The following is a 21,380-nucleotide window of genomic DNA, read 5'->3' as shown; positions in this document are numbered from 1 at the left end:
CTTTTTATAAAAAATACTTATAATAAGTAAATAAAATAAAGATTTTAGTAAAATAATAGTAAAAATAATAGTAAAATAAGTAAAAAAATATTGAAATTTTATGTAAAAATAATTATAATAAAAATGGATATAAAACATCGATGATATCGTATCTAATATTGATAAAAAAGGAGAATATTATGTATCAACAATTTATGGACTTCATGTCTGAAAAACTGCTGCCTATAGCAACAAAGATTGGATCACAAAAACATCTTGTTGCTCTTCGTGATTCTTTTATAGCAACTATGCCTGTTGTTATGACTGGATCAATCGCATTATTACTCAATGCATTTCTATCTGATTTTCCTTCTGAATTTGGGTGGACTCAAATTACAGAAACATTTCAATGGTTAATTGCAATTAATGGATTGATTTTTAATGGAAGTTTAGCCATTGTTTCGTTAGTATTTATTTTTGCTTTAGGTTATAACATCGCAAAAGTTTATGAAACTGATAAATTATCTGGTGGCCTGGTAGCCTTGGCATCTTTTGTTGTGTCATTGGGAACATCTATAACTCAAACATTCTCATTATCTGCAATAGATCATGGTTTGGCTGAAATGATTAATAAAGTCACAGGATTATCATATGTGGATGGTCAGTTATCTGTAACAATCAGTGGACTTATTCCAGGAAATCAAATAAATTCACGTGGGTATTTTACTGCAATTGTTATTGGTTTTATCGCTGTAGTTATTTTCAGCAAATGTATGCAAAAGAAATGGACTATTAAATTACCGAACTCAGTACCACCAGCAATCGCAGTTCCATTTACTTCTATTATTCCAGCATTTATTGCCATGTATATTGTTGCTATAATTACATATGCTTTTAATTTGATGACAGGGCAGTTGATTATTGATTGGATTTATGATGTATTACAGATGCCTTTATTAGGTTTATCTCAAAATCCATTGTCTATTATTATGGTTGCTTTCTTGACTCAGTTGTTTTGGTTTTTTGGTATTCATGGTGGCAATGTTATGGCACCAATTATGGAAGGTGTTTTTGGAGTTGCTCTTTTAGCAAATTTAGAGGCTTATCAATTAGGAAAGGATATTCCGTATTTATGGACAAGTGTTTCATATGGAGCTTTTGTCTGGTATGCAACATTAGGACTTCTTATTGCAATATTCTGGCAATCTCGAAATAAACATTACAGAGAGGTTGCAAAGTTAGGAATTGCGCCTGTACTCTTTAATATAGGTGAACCTGTTATGTATGGTTTACCAACGGTTTTGAATCCACTTATGTTTATTCCATTTTTACTTTGTCCTATTGTTTTATCAACAGTAGCATATGGTGCAACAGCGTTAGGGTTAGTGTCACCTGTTACACAAAATGTGACTTAGGTAATGCCACCAGTATTATATGGATTCTTTGCAACTGGTTTTGACTGGAAATCAATTATATTGTCACTCATTAATTTAGGTTTGGCAATTGCTATTTATTTACCTTTTGTTAAACTTGCAAATAATCCAAAATTTGAAAAATTATAAAGGAGAGAAATCGCTTGGGAAGTATTGAAATCAAAAAGGATTTTTATATAAATGGTAAAGTTGTTAAAATCATTTCGGGTGCTGTCCATTACTTTAGAATTGTGCCAGAATATTGGGAAGATACGCTATTAGATCTTATTGATATGGGATGTAATACTGTGGAAACATATGTTCCATGGAATCTTCATGAGCCAAAACAAGGAGAATATGATTTTGATGGGATAAAAGATATTGAAAGATTTTTAAGTTTAGCTCATCAATTAGGATTGTATGTGATATTGCGAGCATCGCCATATATTTGTGCAGAGTGGGAAATGGGTGGCTTACCAGCTTGGTTATTAAAATACTCTGGAATAAGATTGAGAAGTGATGATGAGCAATATATGAAATGTCTTGAACAATACTTCTCTATACTGTTACCTAAAGTGTCACAGTATCAGATTCATAAAAATGGTTCTATTATTTTAGCACAATTAGAAAATGAATATGGTTCATATGGTGAAGACAAAGAATATCTCAAAAAGGTTTTTAAACTGATGCGTGATTATGGTATTCAAGTTCCTGTTTTCACTGCTGATGGCACTTGGAATGAAGCTTTAGAAGCAGGAAGTTTGATTAATGAAGATGTTTTTCCAACAGGAAATTTTGGTTCACATGCTAAAGAAAATATGGAAATATTAGAAAAATTTATGCAAAGACATGATATTGAAGCGCCTCTTATGTGTATGGAATTTTGGGATGGTTGGTTTAATAGATGGAATCAAGAAATTATTCGTAGAAATCCTCAGGAGTTTATAGAAAGTGTTAAGGAAATGTTAGAAATTGGAAGTGTGAACTTTTATATGTTTCATGGGGGAACGAATTTTGGTTGGATGAATGGATGCTCTGCTCGAAAAGAAAAAGACCTTCCTCAAATTACTTCATATGATTATGATGCAATTTTAACAGAGTACGGAGCTAAAACTGAAAAATACCATCTTATGAGAGAATTGATTACTGGAGAACAGCATCGCCTTGAAAATCGTAGAAAAACATGCAGCTACGGAAGTGTAAAATGTAAAAATAGAGTATCGCTTTTTAGTGTAATAGAACAAATATCAACAATTATAGAGAATTCTTGGCCACTCACAATGGAAGAACTTGATCATTATTATGGATATGTTGTCTATCAACATGATTTTCAGAGTTATACAAAGCAGTCTAGACTAAGAGTTATTGATGCGCGTGATCGCATTCAAATATATGTGAATAATAAATTTATAGGTGTGCAATATCAGGAAGAAATAGGTGATGAAATCTTATTTGAAACATCTTTAGATAATCAAAATGATTTAAAAATTCTTGTTGAAAATATGGGCAGAGTGAATTATGGTGCTAAGTTGCAGGCTGATACCCAAAAAAAAGGGATTCGCACAGGGGTATTAATAGATATACATTTCACTAAAAAATGGAAACACTACTGCTTAAATTTTAATAAAACAGATGCTATTGATTGGTCTAAAGAATATATTGGTGGACCAGCATTTCATCAATTTGTTTTTACAATTGATGAAATACCGAATGAAACATTTATTGATGTGACAAATTTTGGAAAAGGTATCGTTCTTGTTAATGGTCATCATTGTGGGAGATTTTATCAAGTTGGACCAACAGGTTCTCTTTATATACCAGGACCGTTTTTAAAACGTGGTGAAAATATTATTGTTATATTTGAAACTGAAGGTGTTTTTGCTGATGAAATTATATTGAATGATAAACCCATATATATAGATATTCATAAATAATAGAATATTGTTTATTGAAACCCTATTTTTACATTTTTGTAAAAATAGGGTTTCTTATTTTTTGTTGTTATATCGCATAATAAGTATAGAAATTTCATTGGAATTCACTTATAATAAAGAATAATGAGAGGAGGGAGACATTGAAATGGTTACTTTAAAAGATGTTGCAAAATATGCAAATGTATCAATAGCGACAGTATCGAGAATATTAAGAGAAGATGATACATTAAATGTCTCCTTGGAAACAAGAACAAAAGTACAGGAAGCAGTAGCAAAATTAAACTATGTACCTAAACCAAGAAAAAATTCAAATCAAAATACCAAACTTGTTGTTGCTATTATTCAATGTTATACATATGAACAAGAAATTCGAGACACTTATTATATCACTTTGTTGCAATCAGTAGAAAAATATTTGAAGACACATCATATTGCAATGAGAAGAGTACGTGAAGGTGATATTGATGTGGAAAGTGTTTTGCAAAATGTACATGGAATAATTTGTATTGGTAAAATTTCTTCTTTTCATCTTGAAAAATTATGTGAGATGACAGAGAATATTATTTTTCTTGATATGGATATGAGTCCGATTACTGAATGTTGTATCACTTTGGATTTTGATGATGCTATGTATCAGGTTGTGAAATACTTTCATGATCTTGGGCATAAAAAAATCGGATTTTTAGGAAGAAGTGAGTATAATGAGTTAAACCATCATATTCAAACAAGAAAAAGAAGCTTTATTAAATATTGTCAAGAATTTCATATGGAATACCAAGAATTTTCTTTAGAAAAAGATTTGACGAGTGAAGCAGGATATAATTTGGTTTATGAAATGGCTCAAATACAAAAATTGCCGAGTGCATTATTTGCTGTTAATGATCCAATTGCAATAGGAGCAATGAGAGCATTACAAGATTTAAACATTCGCGTACCTCAAGATGTTTCTATTATAGGATTTAATAATATTGATGCAGGTAATTTTACATCACCATCTTTATCAACTGTCTATGCTCCAGCTGATGAAATGGGAGAATTAGGAGCTTCATTATTGCATCAATCATTACTTAATGGTAAAAAATTAAATTCAATGAGAATACAATTGCCATGTTACCTTATTGAGAGAAATTCAAGTATAATGTATCATGAAGATTAAAAATATGCAATGTGCATATTTTTTTTATCAATTTTTTTCAATTCATATAGTCATTATTATATGTTCAAACAATGCTGATGAAAGTATTTATATTGAAGTATAGAACAGTAGAAAATATTGTTCTATCTTTTTTTTTTTTGTAAATACTTTAAAAAAATTATATAAAAAATTTTAAATAAATTAATGAAAATCTATTTACAAATCTAAAAAAGAGGTGTATATTAACATTACTTCAAAAATTTGAAGTAAGAATATAAAAAATTTTAAGTAAGCACATAGGAGGACATATCATGTTTGAACAAGTAAAAGATGCATTAGTAGAATCTTTAAATATTGATGGAGAAGAAATTAAATTAGAATCTAACTTAAAAGATGATTTAGGAATTGATTCTTTAGCAGCTGTTGAATTATCTTTAGATTTAGAAACAGAATTCGACGTTGAAATTTCTGATGAAGAATTAGCTGCATTAGTAACTGTAGAAGATATTGTGAAATTAATTGAATCTAAACAATAAGCTAAGGTTTCACTTAGCTTATTTTTCTAAGGAGGAACATGTATGGATACTGAAAAAATTAAATCAATTATGAAGATGTTTGAAGAAAGTCAAATATCTAAGATGGATTTAACTGATGGTGATTTACATATCACATTAGAAAAAGATATAGAAGCAAAACAAATCATAACACCTACCGATGTCAAAACACCTAGTGAACACAATGAAGAAACAATTCAGGAAACAGGCACACCTATCAAAAGTCCAATTGTTGGAACATATTATCAATCAAGTGGTGCGGGAAAAGAACCTTATGTCAAAGTTGGAGATATGATTCAAGAAGGAGACACGATTTGTATCATTGAAGCCATGAAAGTCATGAATGAAATTAAAGCAACTGTTTCTGGAAAAGTTTTATCTATTGAAGTTCAAGATGGTCAAACAGTTGAATATGATCAGACTTTAATGATGATAGGGTAAGGTGATAATGTGATTGAAAAATTATTGATTGCCAATCGTGGAGAAATCGCAGTCAGAATTATACGTACATGTAAAGAAATGGGAATTCAGACTGTTGCCGTTTATTCAACAGCTGATAAACATTCTTTGCACGTGCAATTAGCGGATGAATCTGTATGTATTGGTGGACCATTAGCTAATGAGTCATACCTGAATATGAATGCGATTATTCAGGCGGCCTGCAATACGGGATGTGATGCGATTCATCCAGGATTTGGTTTTTTAAGTGAAAACAGTGAATTTGCCAGACTTGTTATTCAATGTGGATTGATCTGGGTAGGACCATCACCTGATATTATTGATATGTTAGGAAATAAGTCTGCCGCAAGAAAGATGATGAAAGAAGCAGGAGTTCCTGTGATTCCTGGTTCTAAAGAAGTCATTGAAACTGTAGAACAGGGAAAAAAGGTTGCTGAAGATATAGGATATCCCGTTATGATTAAAGCCAGCAATGGTGGTGGTGGACGTGGTATGCGTGTAGTTCATAATGAAGAAGAGTTTGAAACACAATATCTCAATGCCAAAGCTGAAGCCAAAGCTTGTTTTGGTGATGATGATGTCTATTTAGAAAAATTAATTGAAAATCCAAAACATATTGAAGTTCAAGTCATTGGTGATCATCATGGTCATGTGATTCATTTATTTGAAAGAGATTGTTCATTTCAAAGACGTCATCAAAAGATGATTGAAGAAGCACCATGTCATATTTTAAAGAAAGATGTGCGTCAAAGATTGTTTGAAGATGCCATCAAAGCTTGTCATCATGTGGGATATAATAGTGTTGGAACAATTGAATTTTTATTAGATAAACACGGACAATATTATTTTATGGAAATGAATACACGTATTCAGGTTGAACATCCTATTACAGAGATGATTTGTGGTATTGATTTAGTCAAGTTACAGATTAAGGTTGCTGAAGGATTAAAACTTCCATACAAGCAAGAAGATATTCATCAAAATGGATATGCTTTAGAATGTCGTATTAATGCTGAAGATATGAATCGTGATTTTGCGCCAACACCTGGAAAAATAACATTTATGCATTTACCGGGTGGAAGAGGAGTACGTGTGGATAGTGCCATGTATAGTGGGTGTGAAATTTCACCTTATTATGATTCGATGATTTTAAAATTGATTACTTTTGCACCAACACGTCTAGAATGTATTAAAAAAATGCGTGCAGCGTTAAGTGAAGTCATTATTGATGGTATTTCAACGAATACAAAATTCCATTATTATGTTCTACATTCTAAAGAATTTATTGAAGGAAGTTATGATACAAGCTTCTGTGAAACATTTATAAAGGAGTTGAAAGATAATGGATCAATTGTTTAAAAAAAGAAATGAAGAATTAAAACAATTCTCATCATGGTTAAATAGACATAAGATTAAAGAAAAAAAAGAAATTCCTGAAAATATCTTTAAACAATGTGATCATTGTCATGAATCTATTCCTTATTTTTCACTTATCGAAAATGATTATGTTTGTCCTAAATGTGGTCATCATATGAAAATCAGTGCCAGACAGCGTATACGTGATTTAATGGATGAAGGCACTTGGAAAGAATATTTTGAAAAAGATAAAACATCTAACAATGAAAATTTTCCTGGTTACGATGAAAAGCTAAAAAAAGCCTGGATGTCAACTGGTATGAATGAAGCTGTCATTTGTGGTGTTGGTAAAATCAACCAGAGTCGTGTTGTCTTATGTGTCATGGATTCTCGTTTCATGATGGGAAGTATGGGAAAAGTTGTTGGTGAAAAAATATGTAAAGCAGTAGAACTGGCTGCACGTAAAAAATTACCATTGATTATTAGTTGTACCAGTGGTGGAGCCAGAATGCAAGAAGGTATTGATTCTTTAATGCAGATGGCTAAAATCAGTGCTGCTTTAAAACGCTTTTCAAATCAAGGAGGTCTTTATATAGCCTTATTAACACATCCCACAACAGGTGGTGTCAGTGCCAGCTTTGCGATGCTGGGAGATATTATCATTGCTGAACCACAGGCCATGATTGGATTCGCTGGAAAACGTGTTATTCAAGATACAATTAAGCAGGAGTTACCTGAAGGTTTCCAAACTGCAGAATTCTTACTTGAAAAAGGTTTTATTGATATGATTGTGGAAAGACATGATTTGAAAAATGTTATTTCAGATTTATTAAAATTACATGGAGGAAAATTATGAGCCTCGTAGATAATGAAAGAAAAATAAAAGAGTTACAGGCTAAAAGAGCTGTAACAGAAGATCAAAAAGAGTTCGATGAACTTTCTCAAGAGATTGATACTCTCACAAAAGAAACATATCATCATTTAACTGCTTGGGATCGTGTGTCTATCGCAAGACATCCATCACGACCAAAAGCAAGTGATTTTATTGAGGGATTGTTTGACCATTTCTATGAACTTCATGGGGATAGATGTTATGGAGATGATCAGGCTATTATTGGGGGAATTGGTTATTTTCACGATATGCCAGTCACTGTTATTGCACAAGCCAAAGGAAAGACATTGGAAGAAAATTTGAACCGTCATTTTGGAATGTGTAATCCTGAAGGTTATCGTAAAGCTCTCAGACTTGCCAGACAAGCCGAAAAGTTTCATCGACCAATCATTACTTTTGTAGATACCGCAGGAGCTTATCCTGGTATCGAAGCTGAGGAGAGGGGACAGGCACAGGCGATTGCTGAATGTTTATACACTTTTTCTGATTTGAAAACACCTGTTATTTGTATTGTCTTATCAGAAGGTGGTAGTGGAGGAGCATTAGCTTTAAGTGTTGCCGATCGTATTTGTATGTTAGAAAATGCCATTTATTCTGTTTTATCACCTGAAGGTTTTGCAAGTATTTTATGGAAAGATGATAGTCGTGTTCAAGAAGCGGCTGAAGTGATGAAACTAACATCGTATGATTTATATGATAAAGGGATTGCTGATTATTTGGTCAAAGAACCAACAGGTGGTATGCAAAATGATTTAAAACTTGTATTAGATAATATTGATCAGTATTTACAAAAAGAATTAGATGTTTTAACTCATACAAAAGAAAAAGATTTATTGGCAAAACGTTATCAGAAGTTCCGTAAGATAGGAGTTATGTCATGAGTTCAATAGAAATATTAGGAACAGGGTTTGTCAAAGCTCAAAAGAAAGTAACGAATTTTGATTTAGAAAAAAGAGTTGAAACAAGTGATGAATGGATTGTACAAAGAACAGGTATTTCATCACGTTATGTGAGTGAAACTGAAAATACAAGTGATTTGGCTTATAAAGCCAGTTTACAGGCGATTGAAGATGCACATATTCAAAAAGAAGACATTGAAGTGATTATTGTCGCAACAATGACACCAGATTGTATGACACCTTCAACAGCTTGTCTTGTTCAGGCAAAACTGGGATTAAATGATTGTCCTGTCTTTGCTTTTGATATTAATGGAGCATGTAGTGGATTTTTATATGCTTTTCAGATTGCCAGTGATTTATTAAGCAGATATCATCATATCTTAGTCATTGGTAGTGAAACAATTAGTAAGATGATTGACTGGAATGATCGTTCAACTTGCGTTTTATTTGGGGATGGTGCAGGTGCGATGGTTCTTGGTCGAGGAGATACAAAACTTTATCACTATGCCAATAGTGAAGGAGACTTACAGGAAGTCTTACATGCTCAAGGATTGCCTTTAGTTCATGATTTACAAAATCAGGGAGCATCAACACATTATTTAAATATGAAAGGAAATGATGTGTTTAGATTTGCAATTAGAGTTTTAAAAGATTCTATTGAAAATGTTTTGGATCAGTCAGGACTTTCTATAGATGATATTGATTTGATTATTCCACATCAGGCGAATTATCGTATTATTTCTCATGTGGCAAAAAAGATGAAAGTCGATTTATCAAAATTTTATATGAATCTTCAAGAGTTTGGAAATACTTCAGCGGCCAGTATTCCTATTGCTTATGCAATGGCACAAAGAGAAGGAAAGATTCCTGAAAAGGGACGTGTTATTTTGGTTGGATTTGGTGCTGGATTAACTTATGGAGCAACTCTTATTGACAATAGAGGAGGACAATAAAGTGTTATTAAATGAATTATTAAATATTAAATACCCTATTATTCAAGGAGCTATGGCGAATATTGCAACTGCTTCCTTTGCTGCCTGTGTTTCTAATAGTGGTGGTTTAGGGATTATTGCGACAGGATCAATGGATGCAGCTCAAACACGTGAAGAAATCCAAAAATGTAAACAATTAACAGATCAGCCTTTTGGTGTCAATGTCATGTTGATGAATCCATATGCCAGTGAAATTATTGATGTTATTGTCGAAGAAGGCGTTCATGTTGTGACAACAGGAGCGGGAAATCCCGGACCTTATATGGCAAAACTCAAAGAAGCTGGAATTAAAGTTTTACCAGTTGTGCCTAGCGTTGGTTTGGCTAAACGTATGGAAAGAGCTGGTGCTGATGCTTTGATTGTTGAAGGTGGAGAATCAGGTGGACATGTTGGTGAAATGACAACAATGGCTTTGGTTCCACAAGTTGTAGATGCTGTCAATATTCCAGTGATTGCAGCTGGTGGAATTGGAGATGGACGTGGTGTGATGGCAGCTTTGAGTTTAGGTGCTATTGGCGTACAGATTGGAACATGTCTATTGGTTGCAGAGGAATGTCCAATTCATGAAAACTATAAAGATGCTGTTATTAAAGCCAAAGATACTGATACTGTTGTGACTGGAAGAAGTGTGAATACACCAGTCCGTATTTTAAAGAATCAAATGGCAAGAGAATATTTAAAACTTGAAGGACATTTTGAAAGTCGTGAAGAATTAGAAAAATTAACACTTGGGGCTTTAAGAAAAGCTGTACAGAGTGGTGATGTGAAAACTGGATCTGTGATGATGGGACAAATTGCTGGAATGGTCAAAGAAAAGAAACCAATGCAACAGATTCTTGATGAAATGATGGCTTCAACAAAACAGGTTTATGCCAACCTGCAAAAAGTCATGGAGGAAATGCAATGATTCAAATACAAAATCGTATCATGAAACTTCCTATCATTCAAGGTGGTATGGGAGTCGGTATTTCTTTATCATCATTAGCAGGAGCAGTGGCAAAATGTGGTGCTATGGGTGTCATCAGTGCCGCTCATCCAGGCTATAATTATGAAGGATTTAGAAAAAATCCAATTGCTGTGAATTGTCAGGCACTTAAAGATCATATTCAACGTGCCAAAGAGCTTGCTAAAGGAAATGGTTTGATTGGTGTCAATATTATGGTTGCCAGCCAAAACTATGAAGATTTCGTGAAAGCATCTCTTGAAGGTGGTTGTGATGCCATTATTTCAGGGGCAGGATTACCATTAGATTTACCTAAGTTTGCTAAAGGAAAGGCGCTTTTAGCACCGATTGTATCGAGTGGAAAAGCGGCCAAACTGATTGCCAGAGTATGGGATAAACGTTATCAGTATACACCTGATTTCGTAGTGATTGAAGGTAGCGAAGCTGGTGGACATCTGGGATTTAAAAAAGATGATTTATTGGCTCATACATGTCAAAAACTAAGTGATATTTTAGCTGATGTTAAAAAAGAATTAAAGGTTTGGGAAGACAAATACAAAAAGACAATTCCTGTTTTTGTTGCTGGAGGTATAGATTCTGGAAAGAAGATTGCTGAATTCATCAAATTAGGTGCAACAGGTGTACAGATTGCCACACCATTTATTGCGACTTATGAATGTGATGCAGCACAAGAATTTAAAGATATGGTTATTCAATGTCGCCAAGAAGATATTGAACTTGTCTCTAGTCCAGCAGGACTTCCAGGACGTGCTATTGTCAATGATTTTGTAAAGAAAACAAGAGAAACAGGAAATATCTGTATGAAAAATTGTCTTCATTGCATGATTCCTTGCAATCCTGAAAATACACCCTATTGTATTAGTGAAGCATTGATACAGAGTGTAAAAGGAAATGTACAAAATGGTCTGGTTTTTGTAGGAAGCCAGGCAGCGAGAATTCATGAAATGAAACATGTTGAAGAAGTGATTCATGAATATATGGAAGAAATGGAGGAAAATCTATGAAAATAGGAATGATTTTTGCTGGTCAAGGTAGCCAATATGTAGGTATGGGAAAAGCATTTTATGATGAATTCCAAGAAGCCAGAGATGTTTTTGATCAGGCCAATATTGATATTGATGTCAAAAAAGTATGTTTTGAAGGACCTGAAGATGTTTTAAATGAAACATCATATGCACAGCCTTGTATTTTAACAACATCATTAGCCATTGCGAGAGTGATTGAAGCACAAGGTATTCATCCTGATTATGTGGCAGGTTTATCATTAGGAGAATATTCTGCTTTGGCTTATGCAGGAGCATTTGACACACAAGATGCGATTTCAATCGTGAGACGTCGTGGACAGATTATGAGTGAAGCCCTGCCAGCTGGAACAACATCTATGGCAGCTGTTTTAGCAATGGATGCCCAAAAGATTCAAGAAGTTATTGAACCAATTGATGGTGTCACAATTGCCAATTATAATTGTCCAGGACAAATTGTGATTACAGGAACAAAAGAAGCTGTTGAAATTGCTTCAGAAAAATTAAAAGAAGCTGGCGCAAAACGTGTCATTCCATTAAAAGTTTCAGGAGCATTCCATTCTCCATTATTAGAAGAAGCATCATATAAGCTTAAAGAAGAGTTAGAAAAATATGATATTCATGAAACAAAGATTCCAGTTGTTTATAATGTTTCAGGAAAAGAAGAAGATGGAGATCTTATTGATATTTTAACTCGACAAATCAAATCAAGTGTTTATTTCTATCAATCAATTCAATATATGATTGCCCAAGGTGTTGAAGCTTTTGTGGAAATTGGACCTGGAAAAGCATTAAGTGCCTTTGTTAAGAAAACAGATAGAAGTATTCCTGTTTATAGTGTAGATAGTATTGAAGGTTTAAATCAAATGTTAGGAGCGTTAAAAGATGAGTAAAGTAGCGTTAATTACTGGTGCCAGTCGTGGAATTGGTAGAGCCATTGCTTTAAAATTTGCAAGTGAAGGATATAATATTGCGATTAATTATATTGGAAATCAGGATGAAGCTTTAGAAGTCCAAAAAGAATGTTGTGCTCATGGTATTGAAGCTATGATTTATGAAGGTGATGTCACTGATTATGATGCCATGGATCAAATGATGAAAGCTGTTTTAGAACAGTTTGGTTCTATTGATGTCTTGGTTAACAATTCAGGGATTACAAAAGATCAGTTATTATTAAAAATGAATACACAGTCATTTATGGATGTTATTGATGTCAATTTAAAAGGAACATTTAATACCATTAAAGCTGTTTCTCGTATTATGATGAAACAAAGATCAGGTGTTATTATCAATATGGCAAGTGTAATTGGAATTATTGGAAATGTTGGACAAGCCAATTATGCAGCCAGTAAAGCTGGTGTCATTGCTTTAACAAAATCAGTTGCGAAAGAATTAGCACCACGTCATATTCGTGCGAATGCTATTGCGCCAGGATTCATTGCCACAAAAATGACAGATGTTTTAAGTGATGATACAAAAGAAAATATCTTAAAAAATATTCCATTGCAACAAATGGGTGAACCAGAAGATGTTGCGAATGTTGCATACTTTTTAGCAAGTGATAGTGCAAAATATATTACGGGTCAAGTCATCAATGTTGATGGCGGAATGGTCATGTAAGGAGGACAAAACATGAAAAGAAGAGTTGTCGTTACTGGAATGGGAGCCGTATCTCCAATTGGAAATACTGTTGAAGAAACTTGGAATGGTATTTTAAATCAGACATGTGGAATTGATGAAATTACACATTTTGATACAAGTGATTATAAAGTCAAATTAGCTGGAGAAGTGAAAAATCTTGATTTAGAACAATATTTTACAAAAAGAGATTTAAAATTTAATGATCGTTTTACGCAATTTGCCAGAGTTGTTTCTAAACAGGCTATTGAAAATGCAAAGTTGGATTTAGAAACAATGAATAAAAATCGTTTTGGTGTCATTATTGGTAGTGGTATTGGTGGTGTTGAATCTATTGAAAAAGCGGAACAAAGTTTATTAAATAGAGGACCATCAAAAGTTTCACCTTATTTTATTCCTATGACTTTAATTAATTTAGCAGCAGGAAGTGTTGCGATTGATTTAGGTGCAAAAGGTTATGTATCTTCTGTTGTAACCGCATGTGCAGCTGGAACAAATGCAATTGGTGAAGCCTTCCATAAAATCAGAGATGGATATGAAGATGTTATGATTGCTGGAGGAAGTGAAGCTTCTATTACTCCTTTATCAGTTGCAGGATTTGCTTCTATGAAAGCTTTGCATACTGGTGAGGATAAAAATCGTGCTTCTATTCCTTTTGATAAAGATCGTAGTGGCTTTGTAATGGGTGAAGGAGCAGCTGTTTTAGTGTTAGAAGAATTACAACATGCCTTAGACAGAAATGCGACAATCTATGGTGAAATTGTTGGTTATGGAGCAACTTGTGATGCTTATCATATTACAGCCCCATTATCTGATGGAAGCGGTGGTGGAGAAGCGATGAAACAGGCTTTAGAAGATGCTGCTTTACAACCATCTGATATTGATTATATCAATGCTCATGGGACATCTACACCATTAAATGATAAAACAGAAACAATGGCTGTGAAATATGCTTTTGGTGACGATGCATATCATTTGGCTATGTCATCAACAAAATCTTATACAGGACATTTATTAGGAGCGAGTGGTGCTTTAGAATCTGTTATTTGTGTAAAAGCATTACAGGAAGGATATATCCCAGCTACAATTCATTATCAAAATAAAGATGAAGACTGTGATTTAGATATCGTTGCAAATGTTGGTAGAAAAGAGGACATTCATTATGCTATGAACAATTCTCTTGGATTTGGTGGACATAATGCATCATTGATTTTCAAGAAATGGGAGGATTAGAGATGTTATATAATTCTAATGATATTCAAAAAATTATTCCTCATCGTTATCCATTTTTACTTGTAGATTGTATTGAAAGCATTAGTGAAGATGGAAAAACAATTGTAGGAAGAAAATGTGTAACAGCTAATGAAATGCAATTTTTAGGACATTTCCCTGAAAAACATGTGATGCCAGGTGTCTTAATTATTGAAGCGTTAGCTCAAACAGGATGTGTCTTATTACTTTCTAAAGAAGAAAATAAAGGAAAGATTGCTTTCTTTGCTGGTATTAATAAAGCACGTTTTAGAAAACAAGTGATTCCTGGTGATGTTTTAACAATGACTGTCACTTTAACAAAAGAAAAAGGTGGTATTTACTTTGCTGCTATTGAAGCAAAGGTTGAAGATGAAATTGCTGTCACTGGAGAAATCATGTGTGCTGTTGGTGAATAATTCAATAGAGCACGAAAACAGAAAGATATTTTGTCTTTCTGTTTTCTTTTTTATGGTAGTTATAAAAGTATAGAAATGATTATAAAAAAAGCTATTGGGTCATATGATGAAAGACATATTTCCAATAGCTTTCTTATTATTGATGTTTTTTTAACTTATAGATGATTTTATTAGCATAAGGAATAGAAGAGAGTTCTTCAGGGTGATCAGAATAGAAATAGAAAATAATCACGAAATAAACAATAACTCCAATACATACAGAAAGTATTAAAGGAATCAAAACTCTTCTTGTTAAAGCAAACAATCCATAATAAACGATTGCTACAATCACACCCATTAATAGAGAAGCAATAATAGGTAATAGATAAGTTTTTCTTATTTCTTGTTTGTAATGAGTTATCTTACGTAACATTTTTTGATTGAGATAACAAACTTGTAAACCATAAAAACAATTAGCAATAACCAATGAATATAATCCTAAAGGCGTTAATAAAAGCAGGACAATTGTAATAACGATATGATAGATTAATGCAATGGCTGCATTTTTTAAAGGTGTATTGACTTGCCCTATAGCTTGTAAAATTCCATTAGTTAAAGTCGATAGGCCAAAGAAGACAACACCAGGACTACCAACAGCTAATATAATGGTAGAAATCATAGCAGTCTCTTCTTGAGGGAAGAGAATACCAATGATTGGATATGCCAGAACGCTCATTCCTACGGCTGCTGGAATCAAAAGCATCATTGTCACACGAATACCAGAACGGATATGTTCTCTTGTTTCACGATAATTCTTCAATGACCATGATGATGAAATGGCTGGAATAGAAGCCGTAGACATTGCTGAAGCTAAGGCTACAGGAACGTTTTGTAAAACAATATATTGTCCAGAATAAACACCCCACATAGTTGCAGATTGTGGATCAGTACCAATGATAAATGAATAAATATATTGATCAATAACGGTAATCAGATTATAAACACATGTTGCAAAAATAATAGGTGTGACAATATGGATAATCATTTTAAAAATATCTTTATAGGAATCTTCATAATCATCAGGTGTATCTTTGATAATCAAGTGATTATGATTTTTGATATACATGATAAACATGAAAATGAGTCCCACAAGAACACCAACACCAGGTCCAACTGCTCCCCCAGCGGCACCTGCAGCAGCCATTTCACTGCCACCTGTTTCCATCAATGGCTGAATGAATAAATAAGCACATCCAATGGCAACAATTGCATTAAAAATCTGTTCAATAATTTGTGAAACAGATGTATAAAAAGTTGTCTGATGAGCCTGAAAATAACCTCTAAAGACACCCAATAGACCAGATAGGAAAATAGTTGGACAAAGGATTCTCAGTGGTAATACAGAATACCCTGTAACAAGTAAAGGGGCTAAAAGATAGGCAATGATCGAAGCACTACCACCAATAATACAAATATAGATAAATGAACATTTTAAAATCTTTTGTACATTATTATATTGACGAATAGCTAGTTTTTCAGCAATAAGTTTTGAAATGGCAGTTGGAATACTATACGAAGATAAAAGTAAAATAAGAGCATAAATATTATAAGCCATAGAGTAATAACCAATACCTTCGGCAGTAATTAAAGCCGTTAATGGACTTTTATATAAAGCTCCTATAATTCTAACTAATATTCCTGCTATAGCGAGAATAGAAGCCTGTTTAACAATTGAGCGTGACATGGGTAAACCTCACTTTCCAATAATTCTTTGTTTATTATATCATTAATTCGAATAATTGCAAAAAAACTTATGAAATTATACATAAAAAGACTTTTTTCATAGTTTTTACACATTTCTATGGCAAAATACCTGTATAAAAATAAAGAAAGTGCAGGTAAAGATGTGAAAATAAGAAAATATAGAATCATGATTGTGGCGATTATTGTTGGTTGTATCATTATGGGTGGTGTATTCTATTATTGGAATAAAACACATAGTCAAGTTGTTTTAGAAATAGATAAACCCGAAGTTCAGAGTCAGAATGATTATCAGGTTTCATTAGAAAAACAGGATCAGCGTCGTTCTATGACTTTATTATCTATTGGTAATAGTGATTTATATAGTGGTTTAAATCCTATGCAATTATGGCATGATTATGGCATAACAGCATTTAATATTTCAGCAGCTAAACAGAATATGAAACTCTCATATTATATGCTAAAGTATGCTTTAAAAGTCCAAAAACCAAAATTTTTACTTATAGAGGTTGATCAGTTTTTTGAAAAGAGGGAGAGTATTGAATTGGAGGGATATGCTTATACAGCCTTAAGTTATTGTTATCCTTTATATCGTCATAGTGATAAATGGGAAAAAATAAAAAATGAAAAGTTTGTAAAAGATGAAAATTCAAATCATCGTTTAAACTATTTAGGGTTTTATGATAGCCGAGAAATAAAAAAGTATAATGGTGGATTTGATTATATGAAACAAACACAAAAACGAGAAGCACTCCCCGCATTAACAAAAGAGTATTTACCACAAATCCTATCGTTGGCGAAACAAAATGATTGTCAAGTACTTTTTGTGGAATTTCCTTCACAGACTTCATGGAGTTATGCGAAATATAATACAGTTTATGATTTATCTCAAGAGTATCAGATTCCTTATTTAGATTTTAATGTTTCGCAATATGGTACAGGATTTGATTGGAAAACAGATTCACGTGATGGGGGTAATCATTTAAATTACTATGGAGCACGTAAAATGACAAAGTATATTGGAGAATATCTTCAAAAACATTATATGATTGAAGATGATCGTAAGAATCCAGAGTATCAGGATTATGAGGATATCTATAAAAAATATCAGAAAAATTTTACGAAATAAATATAATCTATAAACAAATTCACATTTGTTTATAGATTTTCTATATTTTGTGCTATAATATATAAAAATATGTCTTGGAGGAGAATTATGAGCGAAAGTAGAATTTGTATTGCTTTAGATTTTCAAACAAAAGATGAAGTGAAAGCATTTCTAGATAAGTTTGAAGATGAAAAACTGTATGTCAAAATTGGAATGGAATTATTTTATGGCGAAGGAATTGAAATGATTAAAATGATCAAAGAAAAAGGACATAAAATTTTTCTTGATTTAAAATTACATGATATTCCTAATACTGTAAAAAGTGCCATGAAGCAATTAGCTAAATTAGATGTTGATATGGTTAATGTTCATGCTTCAGGAAGTATTGCAATGATGAAAGCCGCAATTGATGGTTTAAATGAAGGATCACAAGGTGGAAAGCGTCCTTTATGTATTGCTGTGACATGTTTAACTTCATTGGACCAAAAAGTTTTAGATGATGAACTTTTGATTCATGAACCATTAGAAAAGGTTGTTTTAAAATGGGCACAAAATGCGAAAGAAGCTGGATTAGATGGTGTTGTCTGTTCACCTTTAGAATCAAAGATTATTCATGAAAATTTAGGAATGGACTTTTTAACAGTGACACCGGGTATCCGTCTTGCAAGTGATAGTGTGAATGATCAAAAACGTGTCACAACACCAGCTATGGCAAGAGAATTAACATCAAGTTATATCGTTGTAGGAAGAACAATTACAAACGCTGCTGATCCAGTAGCAACATATAAAGAAGTTTATAAACAATTTCAAGGAGAGTAGAAAATGATGGAAAAAACTATAGCAAAAGATTTATTAAGTATTCAAGCAGTCTTTTTAAGACCAAATGAGCCTTTTACTTGGGCATCAGGTATTAAATCACCTATTTATTGTGATAATCGTTTGACATTATCTTATCCTGAAGTCAGAAAAGATATTGAACAAGGATTAGCAAAACTCATTAAAGAAAACTATCCAGAATGTGAATGTTTAATGGGAACAGCGACTGCCGGAATTGCACATGCGGCTTTAGCGGCTGACATTTTAGATTTACCAATGGGATATGTTCGTGGTGGAGCCAAATCACATGGAAGAAATAATCGTATTGAAGGATTAGTGAAACCGGGAATGAAAGTTGTAGTTGTTGAAGATTTGATTTCAACAGGTGGATCATCATTAGAATGTGTAGATGCTTTAAGAGAAGCAGGTTGCGAAGTTTTGGGAATGGTTGCTATTTTTACATATGGATTAGAAGATTCAGCGAAAAACTTTGCTACTAAGGATTGTAGTTTTTATACACTTACAAACTATGATACTTTAATTCAAGTCGCAGTGGAACATGAATATATTGAAGCTGTTGATTTAGAAAAATTGAAAGCATGGAAAAAAGATCCTCATGATGAATCTTGGATGCAAAAATAAAATGCTATATTGGGCATAAATATAAAGGGAAAATGCTTAATGAAGTTGCATTTTTCCCTTTTTTCGTGTATAACAGTAAAGTGTTATATCATCTTTAAGGAGGATATTTATGTTTAAAAGTATAAAATATGTATTGCAGGAAAATTTTCATAACTTATTTAGAATTTATTCTATTTCTAAATATGAACTTCTTGCAGATATGCGTGATTCTAAATTAGGATTGTTTTGGAATTTTGCACATCCATTAATTCAAATTTTAACATATTGGTTTGCATTTGGAATCGTTTTTCAAAAGAAAGCTGTTACGTCATATGGTGTGACAACTCCTTATATTTTTTGGATGATGGGTGGTATGGTTGTCTGGTTTTTTATTTCACCATGTATTACAAATGGATGTAATGCTGTTTTCTCAAAAGTGAATGTCATTACAAAAATGAAATTTCCAGTTAGTATTTTGCCTGCTACTGTTGTTATGAAAGAATTGTTTAATCATTTCTGTTTGATGATTATTTTAGTGATTATCTTTTTATTTGGTGGTATATATCCAAGTATACATTGGTTAACTCTTATTTATTATTTATTATGTGCTATTATTTTTTCAATTTCATTATCACTAACGACATCTGTGTTAAATATGCTAGCAAGAGATACAAGAAAACTGGTTTTAGCTTGTATGCGTTTATTATTATATTTAACTCCAATTTTATGGGATATTAAGCAGTTAACTCATATGCCTGACTTTATTGGATGGATTATGAAAGCTAATCCAATTTATTATATTGTACAGGGATATAGAGATTGTTTCTTTTATCATAAAGGAATTTTATTTTATTCACATTCAATGATTGCTTTTTGGGTTATTACATTAGTCTTATTTGTTTTTGGTAGTTGTATGATGTATAAATTTAAACATAAGTTTATTGATTTGATTTAGGTGAGGTAAAACATGGAAAAAGAATATGCAATAGAGTTTAGACATGTTTCTAAAATATATAGTCTAAAATCAAAAGATAAAAAGAATTCAAATGATAAAAGATTTTATGCTTTAAAAAATATTAATTTTAAAATACCTAAAGGAGAAGTCGTTGGAATTCTAGGAACAAATGGTTCTGGGAAATCAACAATGTCTGTCATTTTAGCTGGAATCAGTGAAGTTGATGAAGGTGAGATGATCGTTAATGGGGAACAGGCATTGATTGCGATTAATACAGGGTTGAATCAACAATTAACGGGTTTAGAAAATATTGAGTTAAAAGGAGCTTTATTAGGTTTATCTAAAAAAAGGATTCAAGAAATTACAAATGGAGTTATTGAATTTGCGGAAATTGGTGATTTCTTATATCAACCTGTAAAAAAATATTCTAGTGGTATGAAATCAAGACTGGGATTTTCAATTAACTTATGCTTGGATCCAGATATCTTAATTGTTGATGAGGCTTTATCTGTTGGAGATAAAGGTTTTGCACAAAAGTGTATTAATAAAATGAAAGAATTAAAGGCACAAGGGAAAACCATTGTCTTTATTTCACACTCATTACCACAAGTGAGAGGTTTCTGTGATACAGCTATGTGGATTGAAGGTGGAATGTTAAAAGAATATGGTGATATTAATGAAGTCTGTGATCATTATGCCCAATATGTTGATTACTATAATTCATTAAGTAATGCTGACAAGAAAAAAGAACGTGATGAGAAATTTAATAAAAGAATTATTCCTCATGTCAAAAGAAAAGGAATTTTTGATAAAATATTTGGATAGTGAGAAAAGAGGTATATCAAAAATGAAGAAAGTTATTACATATGGAACATTTGATTTATTTCATGTGGGTCATTTAAATATTTTAAAACGTGCAAAAGCTTTGGGTGATTATCTGGTTGTTGCTGTATCAAGTGATGCCTTTAATGCGATTAAAGGAAAGAAATGTGCTATTCCTGATACAGAAAGAATGCAAATTGTTGAAGCCATTAAATATGTAGATGAAGTTATTCCAGAAAATTCATGGGATCAAAAAATAAATGATATTAAAGAACATGATATTGATATTTTTGTCATGGGAGATGACTGGCAAGGAAAGTTTGATTATTTAAAAGAATATTGTGAAGTTGTTTATTTGCCAAGAACGCCTGATATTTCTACAACACAGATTAAACAAGAGTTGAAATTAAAGTAG

General features: G+C 32.4%; 23 protein-coding genes. 22 read left to right on the top strand and 1 reads right to left on the bottom strand.

Annotated elements, in window-relative coordinates:
- Positions 1-179: 179 nt before the first annotated feature.
- The 16 genes from E0K96_RS07710 to fabZ all read left to right on the top strand — a co-directional run bounded on the left by E0K96_RS07710 (position 180) and on the right by fabZ (position 14,903).
- Positions 180-1,394 carry a PTS sugar transporter subunit IIC gene (locus tag E0K96_RS07710; protein WP_240924468.1) on the top strand — a complete coding sequence of 405 codons (1,215 nt, stop codon included), beginning with the start codon at positions 180-182 and terminating at the stop codon, positions 1,392-1,394.
- 3 nt (positions 1,395-1,397) lie between these two features.
- The gene (locus tag E0K96_RS12185; RefSeq protein ID WP_240924467.1) at positions 1,398-1,541 is read left to right on the top strand and encodes a hypothetical protein; all 144 of its coding nucleotides are present in this window, start codon (positions 1,398-1,400) and stop codon (positions 1,539-1,541) included.
- A gap of 14 nt (positions 1,542-1,555) precedes the next feature.
- Entirely contained in the window at positions 1,556-3,325 is a 1,770-nt protein-coding gene (locus tag E0K96_RS07705) for a glycoside hydrolase family 35 protein (protein WP_168082378.1), read from the top strand.
- A gap of 145 nt (positions 3,326-3,470) precedes the next feature.
- Positions 3,471-4,481: a LacI family DNA-binding transcriptional regulator gene (locus E0K96_RS07700; RefSeq protein WP_087298036.1), complete on the top strand. Its 1,011-nt coding sequence runs from the start codon at positions 3,471-3,473 to the stop codon at positions 4,479-4,481.
- Positions 4,482-4,771: 290 nt separating this feature from the next.
- Positions 4,772-4,996: an acyl carrier protein gene (locus E0K96_RS07695; protein WP_087243256.1), complete on the top strand. Its 225-nt coding sequence runs from the start codon at positions 4,772-4,774 to the stop codon at positions 4,994-4,996.
- 42 nt (positions 4,997-5,038) lie between these two features.
- A complete protein-coding gene (gene accB, locus E0K96_RS07690; protein ID WP_087243255.1) occupies positions 5,039-5,455 on the top strand; it encodes an acetyl-CoA carboxylase biotin carboxyl carrier protein in 417 nt (138 codons plus the stop codon).
- 9 nt (positions 5,456-5,464) lie between these two features.
- Positions 5,465-6,832 (top strand): acetyl-CoA carboxylase biotin carboxylase subunit, encoded by a 1,368-nt coding sequence (gene accC / locus E0K96_RS07685; protein ID WP_168082376.1) that lies wholly within the window; start codon positions 5,465-5,467, stop codon positions 6,830-6,832.
- Positions 6,816-7,685, top strand: a complete 870-nt coding sequence (gene accD, locus E0K96_RS07680) for an acetyl-CoA carboxylase, carboxyltransferase subunit beta (protein WP_168082374.1) — start codon at positions 6,816-6,818, stop codon at positions 7,683-7,685. The genes accC and accD overlap by 17 nt, the downstream gene beginning before the upstream one ends.
- On the top strand, positions 7,682-8,602 hold the full coding sequence (locus E0K96_RS07675) for an acetyl-CoA carboxylase carboxyltransferase subunit alpha (protein WP_168082372.1): 921 nt from the start codon (positions 7,682-7,684) through the stop codon (positions 8,600-8,602). Before accD ends, E0K96_RS07675 begins: the two co-directional genes overlap by 4 nt.
- Positions 8,599-9,573, top strand: coding sequence for a beta-ketoacyl-ACP synthase III (locus E0K96_RS07670; RefSeq protein ID WP_168082370.1), 975 nt, complete (start codon positions 8,599-8,601; stop codon positions 9,571-9,573). The genes E0K96_RS07675 and E0K96_RS07670 overlap by 4 nt, the downstream gene beginning before the upstream one ends.
- Before the next feature lies 1 nt (position 9,574).
- The gene (gene fabK / locus E0K96_RS07665) at positions 9,575-10,519 is read left to right on the top strand and encodes an enoyl-[acyl-carrier-protein] reductase FabK (RefSeq protein WP_168082368.1); all 945 of its coding nucleotides are present in this window, start codon (positions 9,575-9,577) and stop codon (positions 10,517-10,519) included.
- Positions 10,516-11,580: an NAD(P)H-dependent flavin oxidoreductase gene (locus E0K96_RS07660; protein WP_168082366.1), complete on the top strand. Its 1,065-nt coding sequence runs from the start codon at positions 10,516-10,518 to the stop codon at positions 11,578-11,580. Before fabK ends, E0K96_RS07660 begins: the two co-directional genes overlap by 4 nt.
- Complete coding sequence (fabD, locus tag E0K96_RS07655; protein ID WP_168082364.1) at positions 11,577-12,491, top strand: ACP S-malonyltransferase; 915 nt, start codon at positions 11,577-11,579, stop codon at positions 12,489-12,491. The genes E0K96_RS07660 and fabD overlap by 4 nt, the downstream gene beginning before the upstream one ends.
- On the top strand, positions 12,484-13,218 hold the full coding sequence (gene fabG / locus E0K96_RS07650; protein ID WP_087243247.1) for a 3-oxoacyl-[acyl-carrier-protein] reductase: 735 nt from the start codon (positions 12,484-12,486) through the stop codon (positions 13,216-13,218). The genes fabD and fabG overlap by 8 nt, the downstream gene beginning before the upstream one ends.
- A gap of 12 nt (positions 13,219-13,230) precedes the next feature.
- Positions 13,231-14,469, top strand: a complete 1,239-nt coding sequence (gene fabF, locus E0K96_RS07645) for a beta-ketoacyl-ACP synthase II (protein WP_168082362.1) — start codon at positions 13,231-13,233, stop codon at positions 14,467-14,469.
- Between the two features lie 2 nt (positions 14,470-14,471).
- Positions 14,472-14,903 carry a 3-hydroxyacyl-ACP dehydratase FabZ gene (fabZ, locus tag E0K96_RS07640; protein ID WP_087243245.1) on the top strand — a complete coding sequence of 144 codons (432 nt, stop codon included), beginning with the start codon at positions 14,472-14,474 and terminating at the stop codon, positions 14,901-14,903.
- Positions 14,904-15,039: 136 nt separating this feature from the next.
- On the opposite strand, the gene E0K96_RS07635 is transcribed toward fabZ, so the two are convergent.
- Entirely contained in the window at positions 15,040-16,626 is a 1,587-nt protein-coding gene (locus E0K96_RS07635) for a putative polysaccharide biosynthesis protein (protein WP_168082360.1), read from the bottom strand.
- 117 nt (positions 16,627-16,743) lie between these two features.
- On the opposite strand from E0K96_RS07635, the gene E0K96_RS07630 reads away from it, so the two are divergent.
- From E0K96_RS07630 to tagD, 6 genes are all read left to right on the top strand, one after another.
- Complete coding sequence (locus E0K96_RS07630; protein ID WP_168082358.1) at positions 16,744-17,772, top strand: hypothetical protein; 1,029 nt, start codon at positions 16,744-16,746, stop codon at positions 17,770-17,772.
- Positions 17,773-17,859: 87 nt separating this feature from the next.
- Positions 17,860-18,570 (top strand): orotidine-5'-phosphate decarboxylase, encoded by a 711-nt coding sequence (gene pyrF, locus E0K96_RS07625; RefSeq protein WP_168082356.1) that lies wholly within the window; start codon positions 17,860-17,862, stop codon positions 18,568-18,570.
- Between the two features lie 6 nt (positions 18,571-18,576).
- Entirely contained in the window at positions 18,577-19,209 is a 633-nt protein-coding gene (gene pyrE, locus E0K96_RS07620) for an orotate phosphoribosyltransferase (RefSeq protein WP_168082354.1), read from the top strand.
- 109 nt (positions 19,210-19,318) lie between these two features.
- Positions 19,319-20,143: an ABC transporter permease gene (locus tag E0K96_RS07615; protein ID WP_168082352.1), complete on the top strand. Its 825-nt coding sequence runs from the start codon at positions 19,319-19,321 to the stop codon at positions 20,141-20,143.
- 12 nt (positions 20,144-20,155) lie between these two features.
- Positions 20,156-20,968 (top strand): ABC transporter ATP-binding protein, encoded by an 813-nt coding sequence (locus E0K96_RS07610; protein WP_168082350.1) that lies wholly within the window; start codon positions 20,156-20,158, stop codon positions 20,966-20,968.
- A gap of 22 nt (positions 20,969-20,990) precedes the next feature.
- Positions 20,991-21,380, top strand: coding sequence for a glycerol-3-phosphate cytidylyltransferase (gene tagD, locus E0K96_RS07605; RefSeq protein ID WP_168082348.1), 390 nt, complete (start codon positions 20,991-20,993; stop codon positions 21,378-21,380).

The sequence above is a fragment of the Massilimicrobiota sp. SW1139 genome (assembly GCF_012027715.1).
Lineage (GTDB): Bacteria > Bacillota_I > Bacilli_A > Erysipelotrichales > Coprobacillaceae > Allocoprobacillus > Allocoprobacillus merdigallinarum.
Note: the sequence above shows the minus strand (reverse complement) of the source record. Positions and strands in the feature narration are given on the sequence as shown.